The 18594-nt window shown below is 64.9% G+C and carries 19 protein-coding genes; 13 read left to right on the top strand and 6 right to left on the bottom strand.

Translation table 11 applies throughout. The features are described 5' to 3' along the window. Positions 1-40: 40 nt before the first annotated feature. On the bottom strand, positions 41-1744 hold the full coding sequence (locus tag CEW83_RS08985; protein ID WP_108949033.1) for an acetolactate synthase 3 catalytic subunit: 1704 nt from the start codon (positions 1742-1744) through the stop codon (positions 41-43). 60 nt (positions 1745-1804) lie between these two features. Here CEW83_RS08985 and CEW83_RS08980 point away from each other — a divergent pair, with 60 nt between their 5' ends. The 4 genes from CEW83_RS08980 to CEW83_RS08965 are packed head-to-tail and all read left to right on the top strand — an operon-like array spanning position 1805 to position 3760. Continuing rightward, complete coding sequence (locus CEW83_RS08980; protein WP_234419037.1) at positions 1805-2422, top strand: RNA polymerase sigma factor; 618 nt, start codon at positions 1805-1807, stop codon at positions 2420-2422. After that, a complete protein-coding gene (locus CEW83_RS08975; RefSeq protein ID WP_234419036.1) occupies positions 2419-2829 on the top strand; it encodes a DUF3619 family protein in 411 nt (136 codons plus the stop codon). The genes CEW83_RS08980 and CEW83_RS08975 overlap by 4 nt, the downstream gene beginning before the upstream one ends. Further along, positions 2802-3263: a DUF3106 domain-containing protein gene (locus CEW83_RS08970; RefSeq protein ID WP_108949032.1), complete on the top strand. Its 462-nt coding sequence runs from the start codon at positions 2802-2804 to the stop codon at positions 3261-3263. Before CEW83_RS08975 ends, CEW83_RS08970 begins: the two co-directional genes overlap by 28 nt. Further along, on the top strand, positions 3260-3760 hold the full coding sequence (locus CEW83_RS08965; RefSeq protein WP_108949031.1) for an RDD family protein: 501 nt from the start codon (positions 3260-3262) through the stop codon (positions 3758-3760). Before CEW83_RS08970 ends, CEW83_RS08965 begins: the two co-directional genes overlap by 4 nt. Here CEW83_RS08965 and CEW83_RS08960 read toward each other — a convergent pair. After that, positions 3745-4290, bottom strand: coding sequence for a DUF1415 domain-containing protein (locus CEW83_RS08960; RefSeq protein WP_108949030.1), 546 nt, complete (start codon positions 4288-4290; stop codon positions 3745-3747). The genes CEW83_RS08965 and CEW83_RS08960 overlap by 16 nt on opposite strands. Positions 4291-4313: 23 nt before the next feature. Further along, positions 4314-5300 carry a tRNA (adenosine(37)-N6)-dimethylallyltransferase MiaA gene (gene miaA, locus CEW83_RS08955; RefSeq protein WP_234419035.1) on the bottom strand — a complete coding sequence of 329 codons (987 nt, stop codon included), beginning with the start codon at positions 5298-5300 and terminating at the stop codon, positions 4314-4316. Positions 5301-5433: 133 nt separating this feature from the next. Here miaA and CEW83_RS08950 point away from each other — a divergent pair, with 133 nt between their 5' ends. Beyond that, entirely contained in the window at positions 5434-6300 is an 867-nt protein-coding gene (locus CEW83_RS08950) for a DNA ligase (protein ID WP_108949028.1), read from the top strand. A gap of 10 nt (positions 6301-6310) precedes the next feature. Here CEW83_RS08950 and CEW83_RS08945 read toward each other — a convergent pair whose 3' ends face one another. Both CEW83_RS08945 and CEW83_RS21620 read right to left on the bottom strand, forming a co-directional pair. Then, positions 6311-6886: a HupE/UreJ family protein gene (locus tag CEW83_RS08945; RefSeq protein WP_108949027.1), complete on the bottom strand. Its 576-nt coding sequence runs from the start codon at positions 6884-6886 to the stop codon at positions 6311-6313. A 506-nt stretch (positions 6887-7392) separates the two neighbouring features. Then, a complete protein-coding gene (locus CEW83_RS21620) occupies positions 7393-9144 on the bottom strand; it encodes a sensor domain-containing diguanylate cyclase (protein WP_108949026.1) in 1752 nt (583 codons plus the stop codon). A gap of 219 nt (positions 9145-9363) precedes the next feature. Here CEW83_RS21620 and CEW83_RS08935 point away from each other — a divergent pair, with 219 nt between their 5' ends. Beyond that, on the top strand, positions 9364-10035 hold the full coding sequence (locus CEW83_RS08935; RefSeq protein ID WP_108949025.1) for a DUF4124 domain-containing protein: 672 nt from the start codon (positions 9364-9366) through the stop codon (positions 10033-10035). A gap of 101 nt (positions 10036-10136) precedes the next feature. Next, positions 10137-10715, top strand: coding sequence for a YqaA family protein (locus CEW83_RS08930; RefSeq protein ID WP_108949024.1), 579 nt, complete (start codon positions 10137-10139; stop codon positions 10713-10715). A 36-nt stretch (positions 10716-10751) separates the two neighbouring features. Here the strand turns inward: CEW83_RS08930 and mutL are convergent, their stop codons facing one another. Next, positions 10752-12599 carry a DNA mismatch repair endonuclease MutL gene (gene mutL / locus CEW83_RS08925; protein ID WP_108949023.1) on the bottom strand — a complete coding sequence of 616 codons (1848 nt, stop codon included), beginning with the start codon at positions 12597-12599 and terminating at the stop codon, positions 10752-10754. 166 nt (positions 12600-12765) lie between these two features. On the opposite strand from mutL, the gene CEW83_RS08920 reads away from it, so the two are divergent. The 6 genes from CEW83_RS08920 to CEW83_RS08895 are packed head-to-tail and all read left to right on the top strand — an operon-like array spanning position 12766 to position 18552. Next, positions 12766-13488 carry a hypothetical protein gene (locus CEW83_RS08920; RefSeq protein ID WP_234419033.1) on the top strand — a complete coding sequence of 241 codons (723 nt, stop codon included), beginning with the start codon at positions 12766-12768 and terminating at the stop codon, positions 13486-13488. Between the two features lie 26 nt (positions 13489-13514). After that, positions 13515-14168 carry a phosphoribosylglycinamide formyltransferase gene (purN, locus tag CEW83_RS08915; RefSeq protein ID WP_108949022.1) on the top strand — a complete coding sequence of 218 codons (654 nt, stop codon included), beginning with the start codon at positions 13515-13517 and terminating at the stop codon, positions 14166-14168. Between the two features lie 13 nt (positions 14169-14181). Then, the gene (locus CEW83_RS08910) at positions 14182-15327 is read left to right on the top strand and encodes a DUF3108 domain-containing protein (protein ID WP_108949021.1); all 1146 of its coding nucleotides are present in this window, start codon (positions 14182-14184) and stop codon (positions 15325-15327) included. Between the two features lie 9 nt (positions 15328-15336). Further along, a complete protein-coding gene (locus tag CEW83_RS08905) occupies positions 15337-16644 on the top strand; it encodes an RsmB/NOP family class I SAM-dependent RNA methyltransferase (protein ID WP_108949020.1) in 1308 nt (435 codons plus the stop codon). Beyond that, positions 16637-17218 carry a phospholipase D family protein gene (locus tag CEW83_RS08900; protein ID WP_108949019.1) on the top strand — a complete coding sequence of 194 codons (582 nt, stop codon included), beginning with the start codon at positions 16637-16639 and terminating at the stop codon, positions 17216-17218. The genes CEW83_RS08905 and CEW83_RS08900 overlap by 8 nt, the downstream gene beginning before the upstream one ends. Before the next feature lie 2 nt (positions 17219-17220). Continuing rightward, positions 17221-18552 (top strand): mechanosensitive ion channel family protein, encoded by a 1332-nt coding sequence (locus CEW83_RS08895; protein ID WP_108949018.1) that lies wholly within the window; start codon positions 17221-17223, stop codon positions 18550-18552. The last annotated feature ends 42 nt before the right edge of the window (positions 18553-18594 follow it).

Genomic DNA, 18594 nt, shown 5'->3' with positions numbered 1-18594 from the left:
CGGTCCTGGATTCAGATGATTGACTGGACGGTGGCGCGGATCACAGGTCTTCGGCAGACAGGATCATCTCGGTGAGACCCTTGCCGCCCTGAACCATCGGATACACGTTTTCCGTCTGATCGACCTGGAAGTCGAGGAACACGAGATCTTTCTTGTGCGTGGTGAAAGCTTCACGCAGCGCGCCTTCGACGTCGGAGGGCTTGTCGATGCGGAAACCCACATGACCATAGGACTCTGCCAGCTTGGCGAAATCGGGCAGCGAATCCATGTACGACTCGGAGTAGCGCTGACCGTGGAACAGCTGCTGCCACTGGCGAACCATGCCGAGGTAGCGGTTGTTCAGGTTGCAGATCTTGATTGGCAGCCGGAACTGCTTGCAGGTCGACAGCTCCTGGATGTTCATCTGGATGGAGGCCTCGCCGGTGATGCAGGCAACCTGCGCATCGGGGTGGGCAAGCTGGGCGCCCATGGCATAGGGCATGCCGACACCCATCGTGCCCAGGCCACCGGAGTTGAGCCAGCGGCGCGGCTTGTCGAAGCGGTAATACTGCGCCGCCCACATCTGGTGCTGGCCGACGTCGGAGGTGACGAAGGCATCGCCGCCGGTCACTTCCCACAGCTTCTGCACCACGAACTGCGGCTTGATGATGGTGTCGGAGTTCTTGTACACCATGCAGTTGCGGCTGCGCCATTCCTCGACCTGCTTCCACCACGCGCTGATGTCGGGGCGGGCGGCGCCGGCTTCGAGCTGGCGGATCATTTCGTCGAGCACTTCGCGGACGTCGCCCACGATCGGCACATCCACGCGCACGCGCTTCGAGATCGACGACGGGTCGATGTCGATGTGGATGATCTTGCGCGGCTCTTCGGCGAAGTTGGCCGGATCGCCAATCACGCGGTCGTCGAAGCGCGAGCCGACTGCCAGCAGCACGTCGGAGTAGTGCATCGACATGTTGGCTTCGTAGGTGCCGTGCATGCCGGGCATGCCGAGGTACTGGCGATCGCTTGCGGGGTAGCCGCCCAGACCCATCAGGGTGGTGGTGATCGGATAGCCCAGCATGCGGGTGAGCTTGGTCAGTTGCTCGGCCGCGTCGGACAGCACCACGCCGCCGCCGGCGTAGATCATCGGACGCTTGGCTTCGAGCAGCAACTGCACGGCTTTCTTGATCTGACCCTGGTGGCCCTTGACCACCGGGTTGTAGGAGCGCATCGAGATTTCCTTCGGATACTCGAATTCGCACTTGGCGATCGTGATGTCCTTGGGAATGTCGACCAGCACCGGGCCGGGACGGCCGCTTTGTGCCAGATAGAAAGCCTTCTTGATGGTCGTGGCGATGTCCTTGACGTCGCGCACCAGGAAGTTGTGCTTCACGCAGGGGCGGGTGATGCCCACGGTGTCGACTTCCTGGAAGGCGTCCTGGCCGATCGCTGCCGTCGGTACCTGTCCGGAAATGATCACCATCGGAATCGAATCGCAGAAGGCGGTGGCGATGCCGGTAACGGCATTGGTCGCGCCCGGGCCCGAGGTCACCAGTGCAACCCCCACGTTTTGCGTGCTGCGTGCAAAGCCGTCAGCGGCATGGACAGCGGCCTGTTCGTGGCGTACGAGAATGTGGCGAACCTCTTCCTGCTGGAAAAGTGCGTCATAGATGTACAGCACGGCGCCGCCTGGATAGCCGAATACGTATTCGACCTTTTCTTCCTGCAGGCACCTGATTACAATTTCCGCTCCAGTCAGCACCATCGCAAAGTCGCCCTGTAATTCGTTTGAAGAAACGGATAACAGTACCCGCTCCGAGGGAGTTTGGTCAAGGCTGTAAATGCCGGTCCAATAGGCGCTTCTTTCAAGGATTCCCAGCTGGCCACCCGCACCGAACTCTCCGCGTTTCTTGAAAGCGTTGAAAAACGTGCGTTCAAGCAGGCTGTCTGGTCCCTGCGCGATGACGACGCCGCGCTCGATGCGGTGCAGGATGCGATGCTGAAACTGTCGCTGCGCTACGGTGAGCGCCCGGCCGACGAGTTTCCGATGCTGTTTCAGCGCATCCTGCAGAACGTGATTCTCGATGCGCACAGGCGACTCAAGGTGCGCCGCTTCTGGGTGTCGCCGCTGTCCGTGCTCAAGGGCGCAAACGAGGACGAAGGCGACCCGCTCGAGAGCGTGGCCGACGAGCGCGACGGGGCAGAGCATGAAACGCCTCATGGTCTGTTCGAGCGTCGCCATGTGCTTGTCCAGATCGAGCGCGAGATCGCCCGGCTGCCGAATCGTCAACGGGAGGCGTTCCTGATGCGTTACTGGGAGGAAATGAATATCGCCGAAACGGCCGCGGCCATGGGATGTTCCGAGGGCAGTGTGAAGACGCACTGCTCGCGTGCCACCCAGACGCTTGCCGCGGCCCTCAGCGCAAAGGGGCTCATGCCATGACCGATCAGCATCAGCGCCCAGGGGGCGACAGGTTGAGCGACGAAGCGGTCGCACGGCGCATTGTCGGCAGTCTTTCGGTTGCTGCCCATTACACCGACGAGCGGGTCGCTGAGCGCCTCAGGGCAGCGCGACTGCGCGCGCTCGAGGCGCATCGCCCGCGGCGCGGCGTGACCGCCAGGCTGCTGGCGACGATGCGGGCCGCGTGGTCCTTGCGTCCGGTGCTGCGTCAGTCGGTGGCACTGGTGGCGGTTGTCGTGCTCGTTTTTGCGGGTGACCACTGGACGACGACGTCCATGCTGCTCGAACTCGAAGAGGTCGACGCGGCGCTGCTGACGGACGAACTCCCCATCGACGCATATCTTGATTCGGATTTTCCCGCATGGCTGCAGCAAGATTCCTCATCCTGATCGCGTGCCTGCTGTGCAGTGCGGTGGCGTCGGCGGGCGTTCTGCCGCTGGCCGCACCGGCGTGGGCCGAGCTCGATGCGCGACAGCATGAGGTACTTGCGCCCCTTGAGGCAGACTGGGACGGGATGACGCCGGTCAGCCGGCGCAAATGGCTGGGCATCTGCGACCGTTACGATCGTCTGTCGGCGGACGAGCAGGCGCGTATCCAGGTGCGGATGCGGGACTGGGCGCGACTCAACCCGGACGAGCGCAGCCGCGCGCGGATGCAGTACCGTGCCATGCAGAAACTGCCGCCTGATCGACGCAGTAATTTGCACGCGGAGTGGGAACGCTATCAGAATCTGCCCCCTGAAGGACGCCGCCCCGAAGCGGTGACGCCTGCGCCACGCCGACCCGGTGCGGCGCTTCAAGGACAGGTAGATATATTTCAATGAGTCGTAAAGGCAACAAGACACCGGCGGCCGGAGCTCAGGCCGCAGCACCCGGGCGCTCGCCCACCGTGGTTGAACTGGCCGGCCTGCGCCGCCGGCTGGCGAGCATGCTGTACGAAACGATGCTGCTGCTCGGGGTGCTGGCGCTGACCTTCATGGTGCCCAACCTGCTGATCGGCATGATCTTCGAGGTTGCGCCGCCGGGCTGGCTGGCGTGGATTCACGTGTTCCTGGTGCTGGGCTTCTATTTCGTCTGGTACTGGCACCGCCAGGGGCAGACCCTGGCCATGCAGACCTGGCGGCTCAAGGTCGTGGATTCGGTCAGCGGCCAGCCGCTCAGCGCAGCGCGCAGCTGGCTGCGCTATGCACTGGCGTGGCCGTCGGTGCTGATCGGTGGCGTCGGTCTGATCTGGGCCATCTTCGATCGCGATCGCCAGTTCCTGCACGATCGCCTTGGTGGCAGCTGCGTGGTCCTGCTGCCGGGTCAGCCGAAAAGATAGGGGAACAGCCGCTTCCGCTCGTCCTCGCTCAGCTGCTCCATGCGCAGCACATTGCGCTCGGGAATGCCTTCCGGGTCGGGAAAGTGCGCCAGGGCGTGCTCCAGGCTTTCTTCGCGGATCATGTGCAGCAGCGGCCACGGCGAGCGGTTGGTGAGGTTGCCGGCGTCGTCCGCTTCGGTGTCGGCAAACTGGTAGTCGGGGTGAAAGCTCGCGACCTGGAGTTCGCCTTCCCAGCCGAACTGCTGCAGCCACAGATCGACCAGGTCCAGAAACTGGTTGTAGTCCTCGAAGTCGGACAGCATGTCCGGGATCGCAAGGACCGTGGTCTCGAGTTCGCTGGCGGGGGTGTCCGAGAGGCGCTCGAGTTCGGCCTGCATGTCGTCGAGCAGTGCTTCGTCGGTGGTGGCGTGGCTTACGCAGATGCGCACGCGGTCTTCGGCACGGGGTTTGGCCGCGAACGGGCAGAGGTTGAGTCCGATGACGACGTCGTCGAGCCACTGGCGTACGTCGCTGATGATCTGTTGGTCCATTGGGTCTGGTTTCCGGGTTTGTTTCAGGGTTCGAGGCGTTCGAGCGCAGTGTCGCGCACCGCGGTGGCGAGATCGGCACGCAGGCAGTCGAGTTCGACCAGTTCCGGCCAGGTGTCGCGGAACTGGCGCTGCCAGGTGAGTTGGCGCTTGGCGAGCTGACGGGTTGCGGCAATGCCCTTGAAGCGGAGTGTTTCAAGATCGTCTTCGCCGTCGAGATAGGCCAATGCCTGGCGGTAGCCGACGCAGCGCATCGAGGGCATGGACGTATTCAGGGTGTAGCGCTGGCGCAGTTGCGCAAGCTCGTCGATGAGTCCGCCATCCAGCATCTGCACGAATCGATCTGCGATACGGTCGTGCAGCACCTTGCGGTCCGAGGGCGCAAGCGCGATTGGCAGCAGGCGAAAGGGCGGGGGTGTCATTTCGCGGCGGGCGTAGCTTTCGGCCAGCGGTCTTCCGGTGACACGAACGATCTCGAGTGCGCGCTGGATGCGCTGCGAGTCGCCGGGCTCGAGCCTGCCTGCAGCCTCGGGGTCGAGGCGCGCGAGTTCCGCGTGCATCGCAGGCCAGCCGAGACGCATGGCGTCATCGTCGATCTGCCGGCGCAGCCCGGCGTCGGCCTGCGGAAGTGCCGACAGGCCGTCGCGCAATGCCTTGAAGTACAGCATGGTGCCGCCGGCAAGCACCGGAATTCGCCCGCGAGCGGTGATTTCGGCCATCAGGCGCAGCGCGTCGTCGCGAAAGCTCGCCGCCGAGTAGGCCTCTTCCGGCGTGATGATGTCGATCAGATGGTGGGGGCAGACCGCCTGTTCTGCCGCCGTCGGCTTGGCCGTGCCGATGTCCATGTCGCGGTACACCAGGGCCGAATCCACGCTGATGATCTCGACCGGCAACGCGTGCGCCAGGGCCAGCGCGCTGGCGGTCTTCCCGCTTGCGGTCGGGCCGAGCAGAAGCAGGGCGGGTGGGAGGTCGGTGTGCGGCATCGGGGTCAGGACTGGGAGATGGCCTCGCATTATCCTCGTGCCGTGGCGCTTTGGGGTATCCGGATCGGAGTGCCTGGCGGAAGTTGGCGTGGGGTCAGGTTCCCGGAGATGCGTTCGAAAAATGAGAATGGCATAATCGTATCCTTTCCGGAGAATCCCCGCAATGCGAACAAGGAGACGCCCCGTGCCTGCCGGGCAGGCGATTGCCCGTGTTCTGACTCTTGCGCTGCTCGCGCTGTCCTGCCCCGCATGGGCGCAACTGCCTCCGCTGATGCTCGCAGGGCGCTATCACGCGGATGTCGATCCGGCCGGGTACTGGGTGAGCGAGAAACTGGACGGCGTGCGTGCGCTGTGGAATGGGCAGCAGCTGCTGTTTCGCAGCGGAAACCCGGTGGCTGCGCCAGCGTGGTTTGTTGCCGGCCTGCCGCCGGAGCCGCTCGATGGCGAACTCTGGGTCGGCCGTGGCCGCTTCGAACAACTCGTGGGTGCGGTGCGCACTCAGGAGCCCGACGATGCGGCATGGCGGCAGGTGAAGTACATGGTCTTCGATCTGCCCGCCCATGGTGGCACCTTCACCGAGCGCATCGACGCCATGGCGCGCATCGTAAGCGGTGCGGGCCGGCCCTGGCTGCAACGCGTCGCACAGCGCCGCGTTGCCGACCGTGAGGCCTTGCAGCGCGAGTTCGAGCGGGTTGTGCGGGCGGGGGGCGAGGGTTTGATGCTGCACCGGGCAGATGCGCTGCGGGTGGCCGGGCGCACCGATGCCATCCTGAAATACGTGCCCTGGCTGGACGACGAGGCGAGGGTGATCGCCCACGTTCAGGGCAAGGGGAAATACACAGGCATGCTTGGTGCGCTGCTGGTCGAGGCGCCGGACGGTCGCCGGTTCCGGATTGGAACCGGCTTCACCGATGCCCAGCGCCGCGAGCCACCGCCACCCGGCACGCTGGTGACCTACCGCTACCGCGAGCTGACGGGCAAGGGGCTGCCCCGTTTTCCGTCGTTTCTCAGGATCAGGGACTTGCCCTGATCCATGTCGCTCAGGCGCCGATCAGCAGCACGCCGGCACCGGCGATCGTCATGCCGATTGCGCGCTGAGCGTATTTGCCAAACCGCGAGTCGGGGAGGTGGCGGGCTGCGAGGTAGCCGACGCCATGCAGGGCTGCAGAGGCCAGCGTGAAACCGGCCGTGTAGGTCAGGAGCGTGTTGCTGCCCATCTCCGCGTGGTGTGCATGGCCGTGAAACAGGGCGAACACGGAGATCAGCGGCATGGCCGCCGCCAGTGGCAGGCGTGCCGCAAAAGCGATCAGCAGGCCGAAGACGAGTACCGACGTCGCGATGCCGGCCTCGACAGCCGGCAGTTCGATTCCGCTTGTGCTCAGCGCAGCGCCTCCCAGCATGGCGGCGACGAATCCTGCAGGCAGCGCCCAGCGCGCGACGCCCTGCTGGCGTGCTGCGAAAAGGCCCACTGCCAGCATCGCCAGAAGGTGGTCGAACCCGCCGAGCGGGTGACTGAGCCCACTGGCAAAGCTCATGGCTTCGTGGCCGGGGTGTGCAACGGCAGCGCCGGCTGTGAGCAACAGGGTGAGGGCAACAAGGGCGCGCGGCTTGGACATGTGTTTCTCCGGTGAGCGGTCATTCGGGTGTTGGATTGCGGCCGGGTGAATCCGGCCGGCTTGCCGTTGCGGCTGGTAGCGGTTGTGAAGCGCCGGAATCGACTTCATCGACCGGCGAGGCCGCTGCGCAGCGCCCAACGGCGTGCTTTGCGGGAGAATAGCAAATTGCGTGCCGCGTGTTGCATCCGGCCTGACGGAGGCTCTCAGGCGCATTCTTGCGGGGGGACGTGGTGGTCCGGGGGGTGGAGGGCCGCGATGGGGCTTTGACATCTGGATATTCGCATCCGAATGCACTTTTCTGGTGCGTTGCACTGCCCCGGTGCGCCCGGATGCGCACGAAAGTCCATGCAGGCAGCGGTGCCACTGGCGCAGCGCGGGTGGATGCCCATCCGCCACTGCCCGATTTCGCAGCAGTGCGAATTTGATCTTCATCGTCAGATACTTGAGGCACTTGTCCACAGCTTGTCACGCATCTTGTCTACGCCCGGTGGGGATAAGCCGGGGTTTCAAGCCGGCGCATCTCCCCGTTCAGCGCGGTCGGCAAATTTATGCACGTACATGGCCCGGTCCGCGCTCTTGAGCAGGCTTTGCGCATCGAGGCCATCGTCCGGATACAGGGCTTCTCCGATCGCACCGCCGACACTGATCTCGACCGTGCTCTCAGCTTCGATGCAGCACAGGGGCTGACGCAGAACCTCCTCGATCTGGCGGCGGATGTGGCCCACGGCTTCGCGGCTCGCTACCTGGTCGAGCAGGATGACGAACTCGTCACCGGCGTAACGGGCGACGAGGTCACCTCCGCGGACGTTGGTCCGCAGGCGCTCGGCGATCTCCTGCAAAGCCAGATCGCCGGCGTCGTGTCCATACTGGTCGTTGATCTGCTTGAAGCGGTTGAGATCGATGAACAGCACACCCAGCTTCGCAGCGCGGCGATCGCTGCGAGCCAGCTCAACCCGCTTGTTGAGTTTTTGCATGAAGGCGTCGCGGTTGGCGAGTCCGGTGAGCTTGTCCGTGCGCAAGCGGGTCTGCATGGCCTCGAAGCTGCGCGCCAGGGCGCCGATCTCGTCGTTTCGCGCCACACCGACCGGTGCGTCGAGCTCGCCTTCGCCCACCTTGCGCACGGCCTCGCCAATGCGCCTCAGATCACCCGCAACCCAGCCGAGGATGCGCAGTCCGATGACGATGGCGATCACGACCGCCGCGGCCGCCAGCATGACCGTGCGGGTTGCGTTCTCGGTCACCCCGGACATGAAGTCGCTGGTCGGCATGGCGACGACGGTAATCCAGTTCAGGCCGGCCTTGTCCTGGATGCGGTCGAAGGCGACATGGATTTCCTCGCCTTCTTCGGTGACAAAGGTCAGTACTCTTGGCAGCGAGGTGGCATCGGGGGTGGCCAGGCGCTCCTGCACCAGGCGGTAGGCTGATCTGAGCAGCGGATGCGAGCTTTCGCGCGCCTTCAGACGGGCGCTGCTGCCATCGGGCAACTCCCGGATGTTGGGGCTCGCCGAGGACGCGATCAGGTTGCCGTCCTGCTCGATGATGAAGGCGATGCCGTTGGGAGACACCTTGAGCCGGCCAACGAAGTCGTTCAGCGCGCGCAGGGAAATGTCGGTCGCGACCACGCCTTCGAAAGCGCCTGCGCTCGACAGCACTCTGCGCGCCCGTGTGGCGAGCAGTTCCCGCGTGCCGAAATCAATGTATACCGAGGTCCAAGTATGACCTGTGACCCGTTTGCCGTCCTGATACCAGGGGCGGGAGCGGGGGTCGAAGAGCTTCGTTTCGCGCCGTTCGAAATTCAAAGGGCCGTCGATACCGGTGAAGCGATAGATTGCCCGGTGTTCGTCGGCATTGATCTTCATCCGCAGTTCGGCGTCCTGCAGGGAGTGCCGGTACAGGCCCAGCCCCTGCCCGGATTCGTTGCCGTAATAGACGTAGTTGTTAGGGTCGATATGCAGTGAGGTCGCAATCCAGAAGCGCGTCCGGAGCTCATGGAAATCCGATTCGATCTTCTCCGGCGCTGCCATGCCGTCCGGGAAGGCTGACTCGAGCACCGCGCCCGATCCGACGATGTGACGGTCCACTGCCTGCGCAATGCGTCCCACGGTTTCGAGCAGCAGGTGCTCCGAGACCGTCGACACGGCCCGGTTCCCGGCCGAATACGACAGCGAGCCCACCGCGACCGCAAGTGCAATCACCAGCACGACGTAGGGAACAATCAGGACCAGCTTGAGCGAGAGGGGGGCTGACGGCTTCGACATGATCTGAACTGCCCAGCCGGTTATGGCAAGACACGAAAGGTGGAAGGGATTGATTCTCTACAGGAAAGCCATATTGTGCAATGCCGCGTGGTTTATCTGATGATCCTGAAGGGGGGCTGCAATCCCTTGTTGCGCTTTGTGCGCCGGCCAGGACGCCTGCTGCAGTAAGCTGGAGGCTCCTGCAGTGCAGGGAATGGCAGGCATGGCGCGGAGAGGGTAATGAACCGCAATTGGCTGGTGCTCGGTACAGGGATTCTGATTGCATTTTCGGTGTGCGCGGACGACGCCGAGGTGTTTCGCTGGAAGGACCGCGAAGGCCGCATCAACTACGGCAACATGCCGCCGCCGGGTGTGGACGCGGAGCCGGTCGGAGGCCGGGGCCGGCTGACGGTGGTGCCGGCGCCTGTTCTGCCGCCTGTGCCACCCCCGCCGCCACCGGAAACGCGCCTGGATCGGCTGGAGCGCGAACTCGAAGCCGAACGCCAGTTGCGTCTCGACGCGGAGGCGGCGGAGCAGGCGCGCGAGCTTGAGCGCGCGCAATTGAAAGCCGAGTGCGAGGCGCGCTACCGGGAGCCCTGTGACGACGACGGCGAACCGGCCGGAAAGCGATACATCGTGGTGCCGCCGCGGCCGTTTCCGCATCTGCCGGGGATGCCGACGGTCCGACCCTTGCATCGGGATCCGGCACGGGATGCTGGCAGCGCTCGGCGCGATCTGGCGTCCGAGCGGGCATTGCGTCGTGATCAGCGGGGCGGCCGGGAGGCGCAGGAGGGCGAGCGCCGGCGTGGCGCCGAGAGCGATTCCGCGCGCAAACGGGACGAAGGCGGGGAAGGTCGCAGGGAAGCCGGCAATGCGTCCCGCAGCGAAGAGCGCCCGGAGCGCCGGCCTTGATTGCTGCGCCGCGGCATCCAGTGCAATAAGTTTCTTGCCAACCAGCTATCATGGCGGCCGTTTACGGCCCGTGCTGCGTCGCCGGATTTCGAGGACTTTTCGTGAAGATATTTTCGCCGCTATATCAGCGCGCCATGCAATGGGCGCGCCACCGCCGTGCGCCGTGGTTTCTGGGCGGCCTCAGTTTTGCGGAGTCGTCGTTCTTTCCCATTCCGCCCGACGTGATGCTGGCGCCGATGAGTCTCGCCAATCCCCGGCGGGCACTGTGGTTTGCGCTCATCACCACGCTCGCATCGGTGGCAGGCGGGTTGCTGGGCTACGTGATCGGCAGCTACGCCTTCGAAATGATTGAGCCCTGGTTGCGCGCCAGTCGCTACTGGTCGAGCTACTCGACCGCAGTCGAGTGGTTCCACGAATGGGGCTTCTGGGCGGTCTTCGTCGCTGGCTTTTCGCCGATTCCGTACAAGGTGTTCACGATTGCCGCCGGTGCGCTCTCCATGGCCCTGATTCCCTTCACCCTGGCCTCGCTGGTGGGGCGCGGCTTGCGCTTCTTCATGGTGGCCGGGCTGATGGCCTGGGGCGGGCAACGGATGGAGGTCATGCTCCAGCGCTACATCGACCGCCTCGGCTGGGCAACGGTCATTGCGGTCGTGGCGGGCATCGTCCTGTATCGCGCCTGACAGCGGGGTGGCGGGCCGCAGCGTGGTGGCGTGCCCTCACTGCCCGCGCATGAAGAAGCGGTCGAGGTCGGACATCGTCAGCTGGGTCCAGGTCGGGCGGCCGTGGTTGCACTGATCGGCGCGCTCGGTTGCCTCCATGTCGCGCAGCAGGGCGTTCATTTCCGGTAGCGTCAGGTGGCGGTTGGCGCGCACCGCGCCGTGGCAGGCCATGGTGGCGAGGAGCTCGTTGCGCCGCGCCGTGACCACGTCGGATGCGGGGAATTCGCGCAGTTCTTCCAGCAGCTTTCTCAGGAGTTCGGCCACCGGCGCGTTTGCCAGCAGCGCCGGCACGCTGCGAACCGCAAGCTCCTGCGGCCCCGCGGGGGCGATCTCGAATCCCATGCGCGACAGGACGTCGGCGCACTCGTCGGCTGCGGCCATGTCCTTCGCGCTGACGGAAAATACGGCGGGAATGAGCAGGCGCTGTACCGCCGGCGTGCCGTCGAGCACGGTCTTGAGTTTTTCGTACAGGATGCGTTCGTGGGCGGCGTGCATGTCGACGAGGATCAGGCCATTTGCGTTCTGGGCCAGGATATAGACCCCGTGCAGCTGCGCCAGCGCATAGCCCAGCGGCGCGCCATTGTCGCCCGATGGCAGGGGCGGCGGCGCGACGGGCGCGGATGATGGCCGGGGCGCATCTGCGCCCGCGCCTGCAGGTGCGGGCCGTGCGCTCGCTGCAAAGTCGAAGTAGGCCCGGCTGGCCGAGTCCATTGCCAGTTGCCCCTGCACCGGGGGGCGGTTCCAGGCGCTTTCCGGCGGCCTGCCGTAGGGGCTTGGTGTCTGCGCGGTCGAGTGCGCCGCGGGTTGCACCGATTGCGCAGGGACGGAGGTTTCGGCGTAAAGCGGTTCGTCGAGCGCCCGTCCGGCGCCGGATTCGGCCAGCGCCCGGCTGACGGCATGAAACACGAACTGATGGACTGCCCGCGAATCGCGGAAGCGGACCTCGATCTTGGCCGGGTGGACGTTGACATCCACGCCCGCAGGGTCGAGTTCGAGAAACAGCACATAGGCCGGATGGCGGCTGCCGTGCAGGATGTCGGTGTAGGCCTGACGCACCGCGTGCGTCAGCAGCTTGTCCCGCACGTAGCGGCCATTGACGAAAAAGTACTGGGCGTCGCGGCTGCTGCGCGAATAGGCGGGCAGGGAGGCAAAGCCACCCAGTGAAAGAATGCTGCCCTCGGCGCGCACCTCGCGCGCGTGCTCGAGAAAGTCGTCACCCATCAGGGTGCCGACGCGACGAATCGGCTCGCCCGGTGGCAGGCGGTGCACCACCCGGCCGTTATGCGAAAGCTGCAGGCCGACGTCCGGGCGGGCGAGGGCGACGCGACGGAACATCTCGTCGCAATGCGCGTACTCGGTGCCTTCGCTCTTGAGAAACTTGCGCCGCGCCGGGGTGTTGTAATACAGGTCGGCGACCTCGACTACCGTGCCCTGGTTGAGTGCCGCCGGCGTGAGTTCACCACTGTCGCCGTCGATACGCCACGCATGTCCGGCGCCCTCGGCGCGGCTGGTGATGGTGGTGCGCGCAACGGCCGAGATCGCCGCCAGCGCTTCGCCACGAAAACCCATGGTGCCAACCCGCTCGAGATCGTCGAGACTGGCGATCTTGCTGGTGGCGTGACGCTCGAGCGCGAGCGCGAGTTCGTCCTGCTGGATGCCGCAGCCGTCGTCGCTGACCCGGATGCGGCGCACGCCGCCCTGTTCGAGTTGCACCTCGATGGCACGCGAGCCTGCATCGACTGCGTTTTCGAGAACCTCCTTGAGCACTGAGGCCGGGCGATCCACCACCTCGCCGGCAGCGATCTGGTTGACGAGGAGGTCTGAAAGGCGATGTATTGAGGGCATGTGCGGACAGGGTGGCTGCAACGAGCGGGGTTGGATCGGGGATTATACGGGGCGTGCGGCCATCAGCCAGCACGCGGGGTTTGGCGTGCGAGCGTCCCCGATCCGGTATGATTTGCTCCGAAACTATTCAATACGACCCGGGGTGCGAACCCCGGCTGGAGGGTGAATGGCTGCTGAGCGCAAGCGCTGGCGTTGTCTGCTGCTGGTCATGGCGGCCGCCGGCCTGATGGCCTGTTCGTCGCCCGGTACGGGGCCGAAGCCCGGGCGCTTGCCGGGCTTTGCTGCGCAGCATCTGGTGAAAACGGACTTCAATCGCTTCGCCGAAGCGCATCAGCAGCGTATTTTCATCAGTCTGCGGCGCCTGGCGGAGAAGCTTTACAAGCGCAATCCGCGTGAATGGCGAAAGTCCGATGCCCGCAGCATCGAGGCGGCGGTTTCGCATATCTTCGACGAGCCGCACGGCTGGCGTCTGGAGTCGCTCGGTTACCGGCGCGATCTCGATGCGCTGACGGTTGCCCTGCACCCCGCTTATCGCGGCGACCGGGTTCAGGCGTACATTGTCGGACTGGCCAGCATGGTGCAGTCGGCCTTCGGCGATCGTGAGGAGTTTTATCTTCTGGATGATCTTGACGCCCAGCACCTCTACAATGCGGCCCGCAATGTCGAGATTGCAGCCTGGAAACTGGGCAACGCAACCGGCGCGGATGGTCATCTGCTGCTGTTGTCGAATGAGATGGGGGACGTCACCAATCTCAGTTTCGAGCGCGATTTCGGCCGTGTGATCGGTCTGCTCGAAGCGCTTTCCGACGTGGTCGAGGAAAAGACCGAACGTACTGTCACCCGAGTGGTCCAGAACCTTGCAACTGCAGTATTCCTGCCGGTGTATTGAATACACCGCCATCCCCTTCGAGGATCATGAAGTCCATCGTTATTCTAGTTTCCGGTCGCGGCAGCAACATGGAAGCCATTGTGCGGGCCGCCATACCGGGTGCCCGCATTGCAGCCGTGATCAGTAACCGGCCCGATGCGGCGGGGCTTGCCTTTGCCGCTGCGCGCGGCATTGCCACCGTGGCAATCGACCACAAGGCCTATGCCGACCGCGCCGGCTTCGACACCGCGCTGGCTGCCGCAATCGACGCGCATCAGCCCGATCTGGTGGTGCTGGCAGGGTTCATGCGGGTGCTCACGGATGACTTCGTTCGTCATTACGAGGGGCGCCTGATCAACATTCATCCGTCACTGCTGCCGTCCTTTCCGGGGCTGCACACGCATCGCCGGGCGCTTGAAACCGGGGTGAGGGTGCATGGCGCGACCGTTCATTTCGTGACGGCGACGCTTGATTGTGGACCGATCGTGATACAGGCCGTCGTGCCGGTGCACGCCGGCGACGACGAGGCAACACTTTCTGCGCGCGTGCTCGAACAGGAGCATCGAATCTATCCGCAGGCCGTGCGCTGGTTTGTCGAGGGACGGATTGCACTGGGTGCCGATGCCCGCGTCAGTGTTGCCGATGCGGACTTCGCCGTGGCCCCGAGCGCAGTGCCCGCAGTCGAGCAGGTGGCAGGCTGAGGACGGCCGGATCATGATCGATCGAGGCCTCATCGCGGCGCTGGGTCTGTCTGTGCTGGCCCATGGCACGCTGCTCGCGGGCGAAGGCTGGCACTGGGCTGACGGTGAGCCCGAAACGGCGCAGACGCTCAGTGCAGCGCTGCGAACGGTCGCGGTGCCGGTGACGACAGCTCCCGCGGTGGTGGCTGCGGCAGCGCCTGCAGCCCCGCCGGCGCGCAAGCAGGCGCCGCCTGCCTTCGCACCGATTGCTGCGTCGTCCCCGCCGACCGACGTGATCAGCGATGCAGCGCCCGAGCCGCTGTTTGAGCAGGCAGCGGCGCCTGGGGCGCTGGAGCCTCCGCTTGAACTCGCCGAAGCCGAAGCTGCACCTGAAGCCGAGTCCGCTGCGCCCGACTTGGGTGAGTCGTTCGCGCTCGACGGCTGGCCCGCACACGGTGCCATCGTATATCGCGTCTATCTGGGCTCGGCCGGCCTGCAGGTGGGTGAAGCCCGTCATGACTGGTTTCATGACGATACGAGTTACCGCATGCAGGTCACGCTCGAAACGACCGGGCTGGCGGCCTTGCTCCACGGTTTTCACTACGTGCAGAAGAGCGAAGGCGAACTGGGGCCGGAGGGGCTCAGGCCAAATCAGTTCACCGTTGCGCAGAAGGGCAAGAAACTGGAAAGTGCCCTGTTCGACTGGGACAATGCGAAGGTGAGCATCCGGCGCGGAGAGCGGGAGCGTCGCAACGCAGCCTTGCAGACCGGCGATCAGGATGTGCTCAGTCTGTGGCACCAGATCGGTATCGTCGGTACCGCAGGGCTGCCGCGTGAGATCATGGTGGTCAGCAACAAGGAAGCCACGCCTGCACTGCTCGAGGCAGTCGGGGACGAAGGGCTGAGCCTGCCCATCGGGCGGCTCGAAACCTTGCGCGTCAGGGCGCAGGCGCAGACCGGCGTATTGACCATAGACATCTGGCTGGCGCGCAATTACGGCATGTTGCCGGTGCGCATCAGGATGGTGGACGACAAGGGCGAAGTGCTCGACCAGCAAGCCGTGCAGCTCAGGCTTGCACCGCCGGACGGAAAGGCGAGCGAGACCGCAGCTGCGGTCGACAGTATTGAACTCAAGGAAGAAGCGCCGACAGAACCGTTGGCCAATCTTTATACGAACTGAACGGATATCATGCAGAAAACAGTCAAGGCAGCCGAGGCCATCTCGCGCGGTCTCATCATTCAGACCACACAGGTGCTCGGCACCGTGCTGTCTTTCGAACACCCCGCCGATGCGGTTCTGTCGCGGCATTTCCGCGAGAATCGCGATCTCGGTCACCGCGATCGCGGCTTCATCGCCGAGACCGTCTATGGCATCGTGCGCCGCCTGCGCTGGCTGCGTCGTATCGCCGGCGCCACTGCCACACCGCGTCAGCTGCTGCTGGCCTGGCTGGCTCGTGGCGAAGGCTGGCCGATGCGTCAGTTCGAAGGCCTTGCGTCAGCCACGGAGCGGGACTGGATCGAGTCCATCAAGTCGGCCACGCTGGACGAGGGTACGGTTGCCGAGCGCGCCGACCTCCCCGACTGGCTGACCGAGCGCCTGCTCGCCAGTCACGACGAAGCAGCGGTGCTGCAGCTTGCCTACAGCCTGAACAGGCCGGCGCCGCTCGACCTGCGGGTGAATGTGCTCAAGGCCGACCGCGATGCCGTGCTCGCGAAGCTGAACGAGGATGGTTTCGCCGCGGAAGCCTGCACGATGTCGCCGCAAGGTATCCGGCTTGCGGGCAAGCCTGCGTTGCAGAAGTACCCGCTGTTTCTCGAAGGTGGCTTCGAGGTTCAGGACGAAGGCAGCCAGCTCCTTGGTTTGCTGGTGCAGCCCAAGCGCAGTGAGCTGGTGGTGGATTTCTGCGCCGGCGCTGGCGGCAAGACCCTGCAGCTGGGCGCGATGATGCGTTCGACCGGGCGCCTGTATGCCTTCGATGTGTCCGAGAAGCGTCTGGCCAAGCTCAAGCCGAGGATGGCGCGTTCGGGGCTTTCCAACGTCCATCCGGTGCTCATCGCGCACGAGAACGATGCCAAGGTAAAGCGCCTGGCAGGCAAGGCCGACCGCGTGCTGGTGGATGCACCCTGCAGCGGGCTGGGCACCCTGCGCCGCAATCCCGACCTGAAGTGGCGCCAGACGCCCGAGTCGGTGGATGAAATGGTCGTCAAGCAGGGCTCCATTCTCGCCGCAGCGGCCCGGCTCGTGCGCCCCGGCGGCCGCCTGGTGTATGCAACCTGCAGCCTGCTCGCCGAAGAAAACGACGCCGTGGTCGACGCTTTCCTGGCTGCAAACCCGGCGTTCAAGGCCGTGTCCGCCCAGGAAGTGCTCGAGCGTCAGGGCGTGACCCTGGCCACCGGCGAACGTCTGCGCCTGTCGCCGCACGAGCACAATACCGACGGCTTCTTTGCCGCGGTGCTCGAGCGCCAGTCTTCAGTGCCCGGCGCTGCCGATGACTGATGGCTGGCGGCGCGTGGCGCTGGCGGTGTTCCAGGTGTTTCTGCTCGTAGCGCTGGCAGGCAGCGCATCCGCTTCGCAGACCTTTCGCGCGCAGGGCGAGATCGAACTCGCCTTCGCGCCCTGGGACGATCCGGAGAAGCTATTGCTCGACGTGGTGAGGAAGGCGCGCCACAGCGTGCTGGTACAGGCCTATGCCTTTACCAGCCGCACGTTTGCCGATGCGCTGGTGGCCGCCCATAAACGTGGTGTTCGCGTTGAGGTGCTCGCCGACGCCGGCATGAACCGGCGCGAGCGCGGGAATGCCGTGCCACGCCTGCTCGCGGGTGGGGTGCCGGTCGCCTTCGAGACCCGCTATCGCGCAGCGCATAACAAGGTCGTGATTGCCGATGCCGAAGGGCCGGGCTGCACTGTGGTGACCGGTTCATACAATTTCACCTGGTCGGCCAACAACCGGAACGCGGAGAATCTGCTGGTGATGCGTGCGCATTGCCCGCTGGCACGCAGTTACCGCAACAACTGGCGGCGCCATCGCGCCGAAGCGACGCCCGTCCGGCGCCTGCCCTGGAAACCGTGAGCATGCAGCAAGGTCCGAATCTGGTCGCCCTGGCCGACAATATTGCGCGAGCCTGGTCGGGCCTCGGCCAGGCCGCCATGCTGCGCCAGCTCGCCGTCATCGTCTGTGCGCTTGTCGTGGGATGGTTCATTCAGCGGGCCTGGGATCGCCGTCTGCTGCAGCTCGATCCCGAGCCGCTCAACTCCGCGCGGCGCTTCGGGCAGCATGGCGCCAAGCGCGTGCTGTTTCCCCTGACCGCCTTGTTGCTGGTCGTCGTTGCGCGGGCAGTGCTTGCGCGCTATCAGCCCGTCCATCTGCTCGACCTGGCCGTGCCCTTGCTGACCTCGCTGGCGGTGATCCGTTTCGTCGTGTTTGCCCTGCGGCAGGCAGTCGGCCGCACGAGCTGGCTGGGCGCGTTGGAGAGGTTTGTCTCGGCCCTGGCCTGGAGCGTGGTTGCGCTCTACATTCTGGGCTGGCTGCCCGAGGTCATCGAAGGGCTGGACTCGATGTCCATTACCCTTGGCGGGCAGAAGCTGTCGGCCTGGACCCTGATGAAGGGTCTGACGATGGTCTTGCTCACCTTGCTCGTCGCCATGTGGCTGGCTGGCGTGCTCGAGCGCCGGCTGGCCGGCGCGACGGGGCTCGATGCCAGTGTCCGCCTGGTGCTGACGCGGGTGATGCGCGCACTGCTGATCCTGGTCGCGTTTCTGGTGGCCTTGCCGATGGTCGGCATCAACCTCACCACCTTGTCGGTGTTCGGCGGCGCGCTTGGTGTCGGCCTCGGTTTCGGCATGCAGAAGATCGCTGCAAACTACGTATCGGGTTTCATCATCCTGGTCGATCGTTCATTGCGTATCGGCAACCTGATCTCGGTTGGCGCCGAGCGGGGCGTGGTCAAGGAGATCACCACCCGCTATACCGTGATCAGGGCGCCGAATGGCATCGAATCCATCGTGCCGAACGAAGTGCTGGTGAGCTCGGTGGTGCAGAATGAAACGTTCAGCGATACCCAGGTGGCGCTGCCGCTCGTGTTTCAGGTGAGCTACGATGCGGATCTCGATCAGGCGCTGGCGATTCTCGTTGCCGTGGCGGGTACGCAGCCGCGGGTGCTTGCCGATCCGGCACCGAAGGCCTTTCTGACGGGTTTCGGCGACAATGGCATCAACCTGCGGCTGGGGTGCTGGATTGCAGACCCGCAGGAGGGTACGCTGGCCATTACCTCCGAGATCAACATGGAAGTGTGGCGCCGATTCAAGGCTGCGGGCATTGGTATCCCGTATCCGCAGCGAGAAGTGCGTCTGCTCCCGCCACTTTCTCCCGCGCCCGCTGTCGAAGGGTTTACAGAGCCGGTCTGAATGCCGGCAAGGCCACTGTTTGGTGGTTTGCTGTGGCTCGTG

This window comes from Parazoarcus communis (assembly GCF_003111645.1).
GTDB classification, from domain to species: Bacteria; Pseudomonadota; Gammaproteobacteria; order Burkholderiales; family Rhodocyclaceae; genus Parazoarcus; species Parazoarcus communis_A.
Note: the sequence above shows the minus strand (reverse complement) of the source record. Positions and strands in the feature narration are given on the sequence as shown.

Coding starts and splice junctions, on each gene's coding strand:
- CEW83_RS08985 (WP_108949033.1), bottom strand. CDS start 1,744: ATGGTGCTGACTGGAGCGGAAATTGTAATCAGGTGCCTGCAGGAAGAA.
- CEW83_RS08975 (WP_234419036.1), top strand. CDS start 2,419: ATGACCGATCAGCATCAGCGCCCAGGGGGCGACAGGTTGAGCGACGAA.
- CEW83_RS08970 (WP_108949032.1), top strand. CDS start 2,802: ATGGCTGCAGCAAGATTCCTCATCCTGATCGCGTGCCTGCTGTGCAGT.
- CEW83_RS08965 (WP_108949031.1), top strand. CDS start 3,260: ATGAGTCGTAAAGGCAACAAGACACCGGCGGCCGGAGCTCAGGCCGCA.
- CEW83_RS08960 (WP_108949030.1), bottom strand. CDS start 4,290: ATGGACCAACAGATCATCAGCGACGTACGCCAGTGGCTCGACGACGTC.
- miaA (WP_234419035.1), bottom strand. CDS start 5,300: ATGCGAGGCCATCTCCCAGTCCTGACCCCGATGCCGCACACCGACCTC.
- CEW83_RS08950 (WP_108949028.1), top strand. CDS start 5,434: ATGCGAACAAGGAGACGCCCCGTGCCTGCCGGGCAGGCGATTGCCCGT.
- CEW83_RS08945 (WP_108949027.1), bottom strand. CDS start 6,886: ATGTCCAAGCCGCGCGCCCTTGTTGCCCTCACCCTGTTGCTCACAGCC.
- CEW83_RS21620 (WP_108949026.1), bottom strand. CDS start 9,144: ATGTCGAAGCCGTCAGCCCCCCTCTCGCTCAAGCTGGTCCTGATTGTT.
- CEW83_RS08935 (WP_108949025.1), top strand. CDS start 9,364: ATGAACCGCAATTGGCTGGTGCTCGGTACAGGGATTCTGATTGCATTT.
- mutL (WP_108949023.1), bottom strand. CDS start 12,599: ATGCCCTCAATACATCGCCTTTCAGACCTCCTCGTCAACCAGATCGCT.
- CEW83_RS08920 (WP_234419033.1), top strand. CDS start 12,766: ATGGCTGCTGAGCGCAAGCGCTGGCGTTGTCTGCTGCTGGTCATGGCG.
- purN (WP_108949022.1), top strand. CDS start 13,515: ATGAAGTCCATCGTTATTCTAGTTTCCGGTCGCGGCAGCAACATGGAA.
- CEW83_RS08910 (WP_108949021.1), top strand. CDS start 14,182: ATGATCGATCGAGGCCTCATCGCGGCGCTGGGTCTGTCTGTGCTGGCC.
- CEW83_RS08905 (WP_108949020.1), top strand. CDS start 15,337: ATGCAGAAAACAGTCAAGGCAGCCGAGGCCATCTCGCGCGGTCTCATC.
- CEW83_RS08900 (WP_108949019.1), top strand. CDS start 16,637: ATGACTGATGGCTGGCGGCGCGTGGCGCTGGCGGTGTTCCAGGTGTTT.
- CEW83_RS08895 (WP_108949018.1), top strand. CDS start 17,221: ATGCAGCAAGGTCCGAATCTGGTCGCCCTGGCCGACAATATTGCGCGA.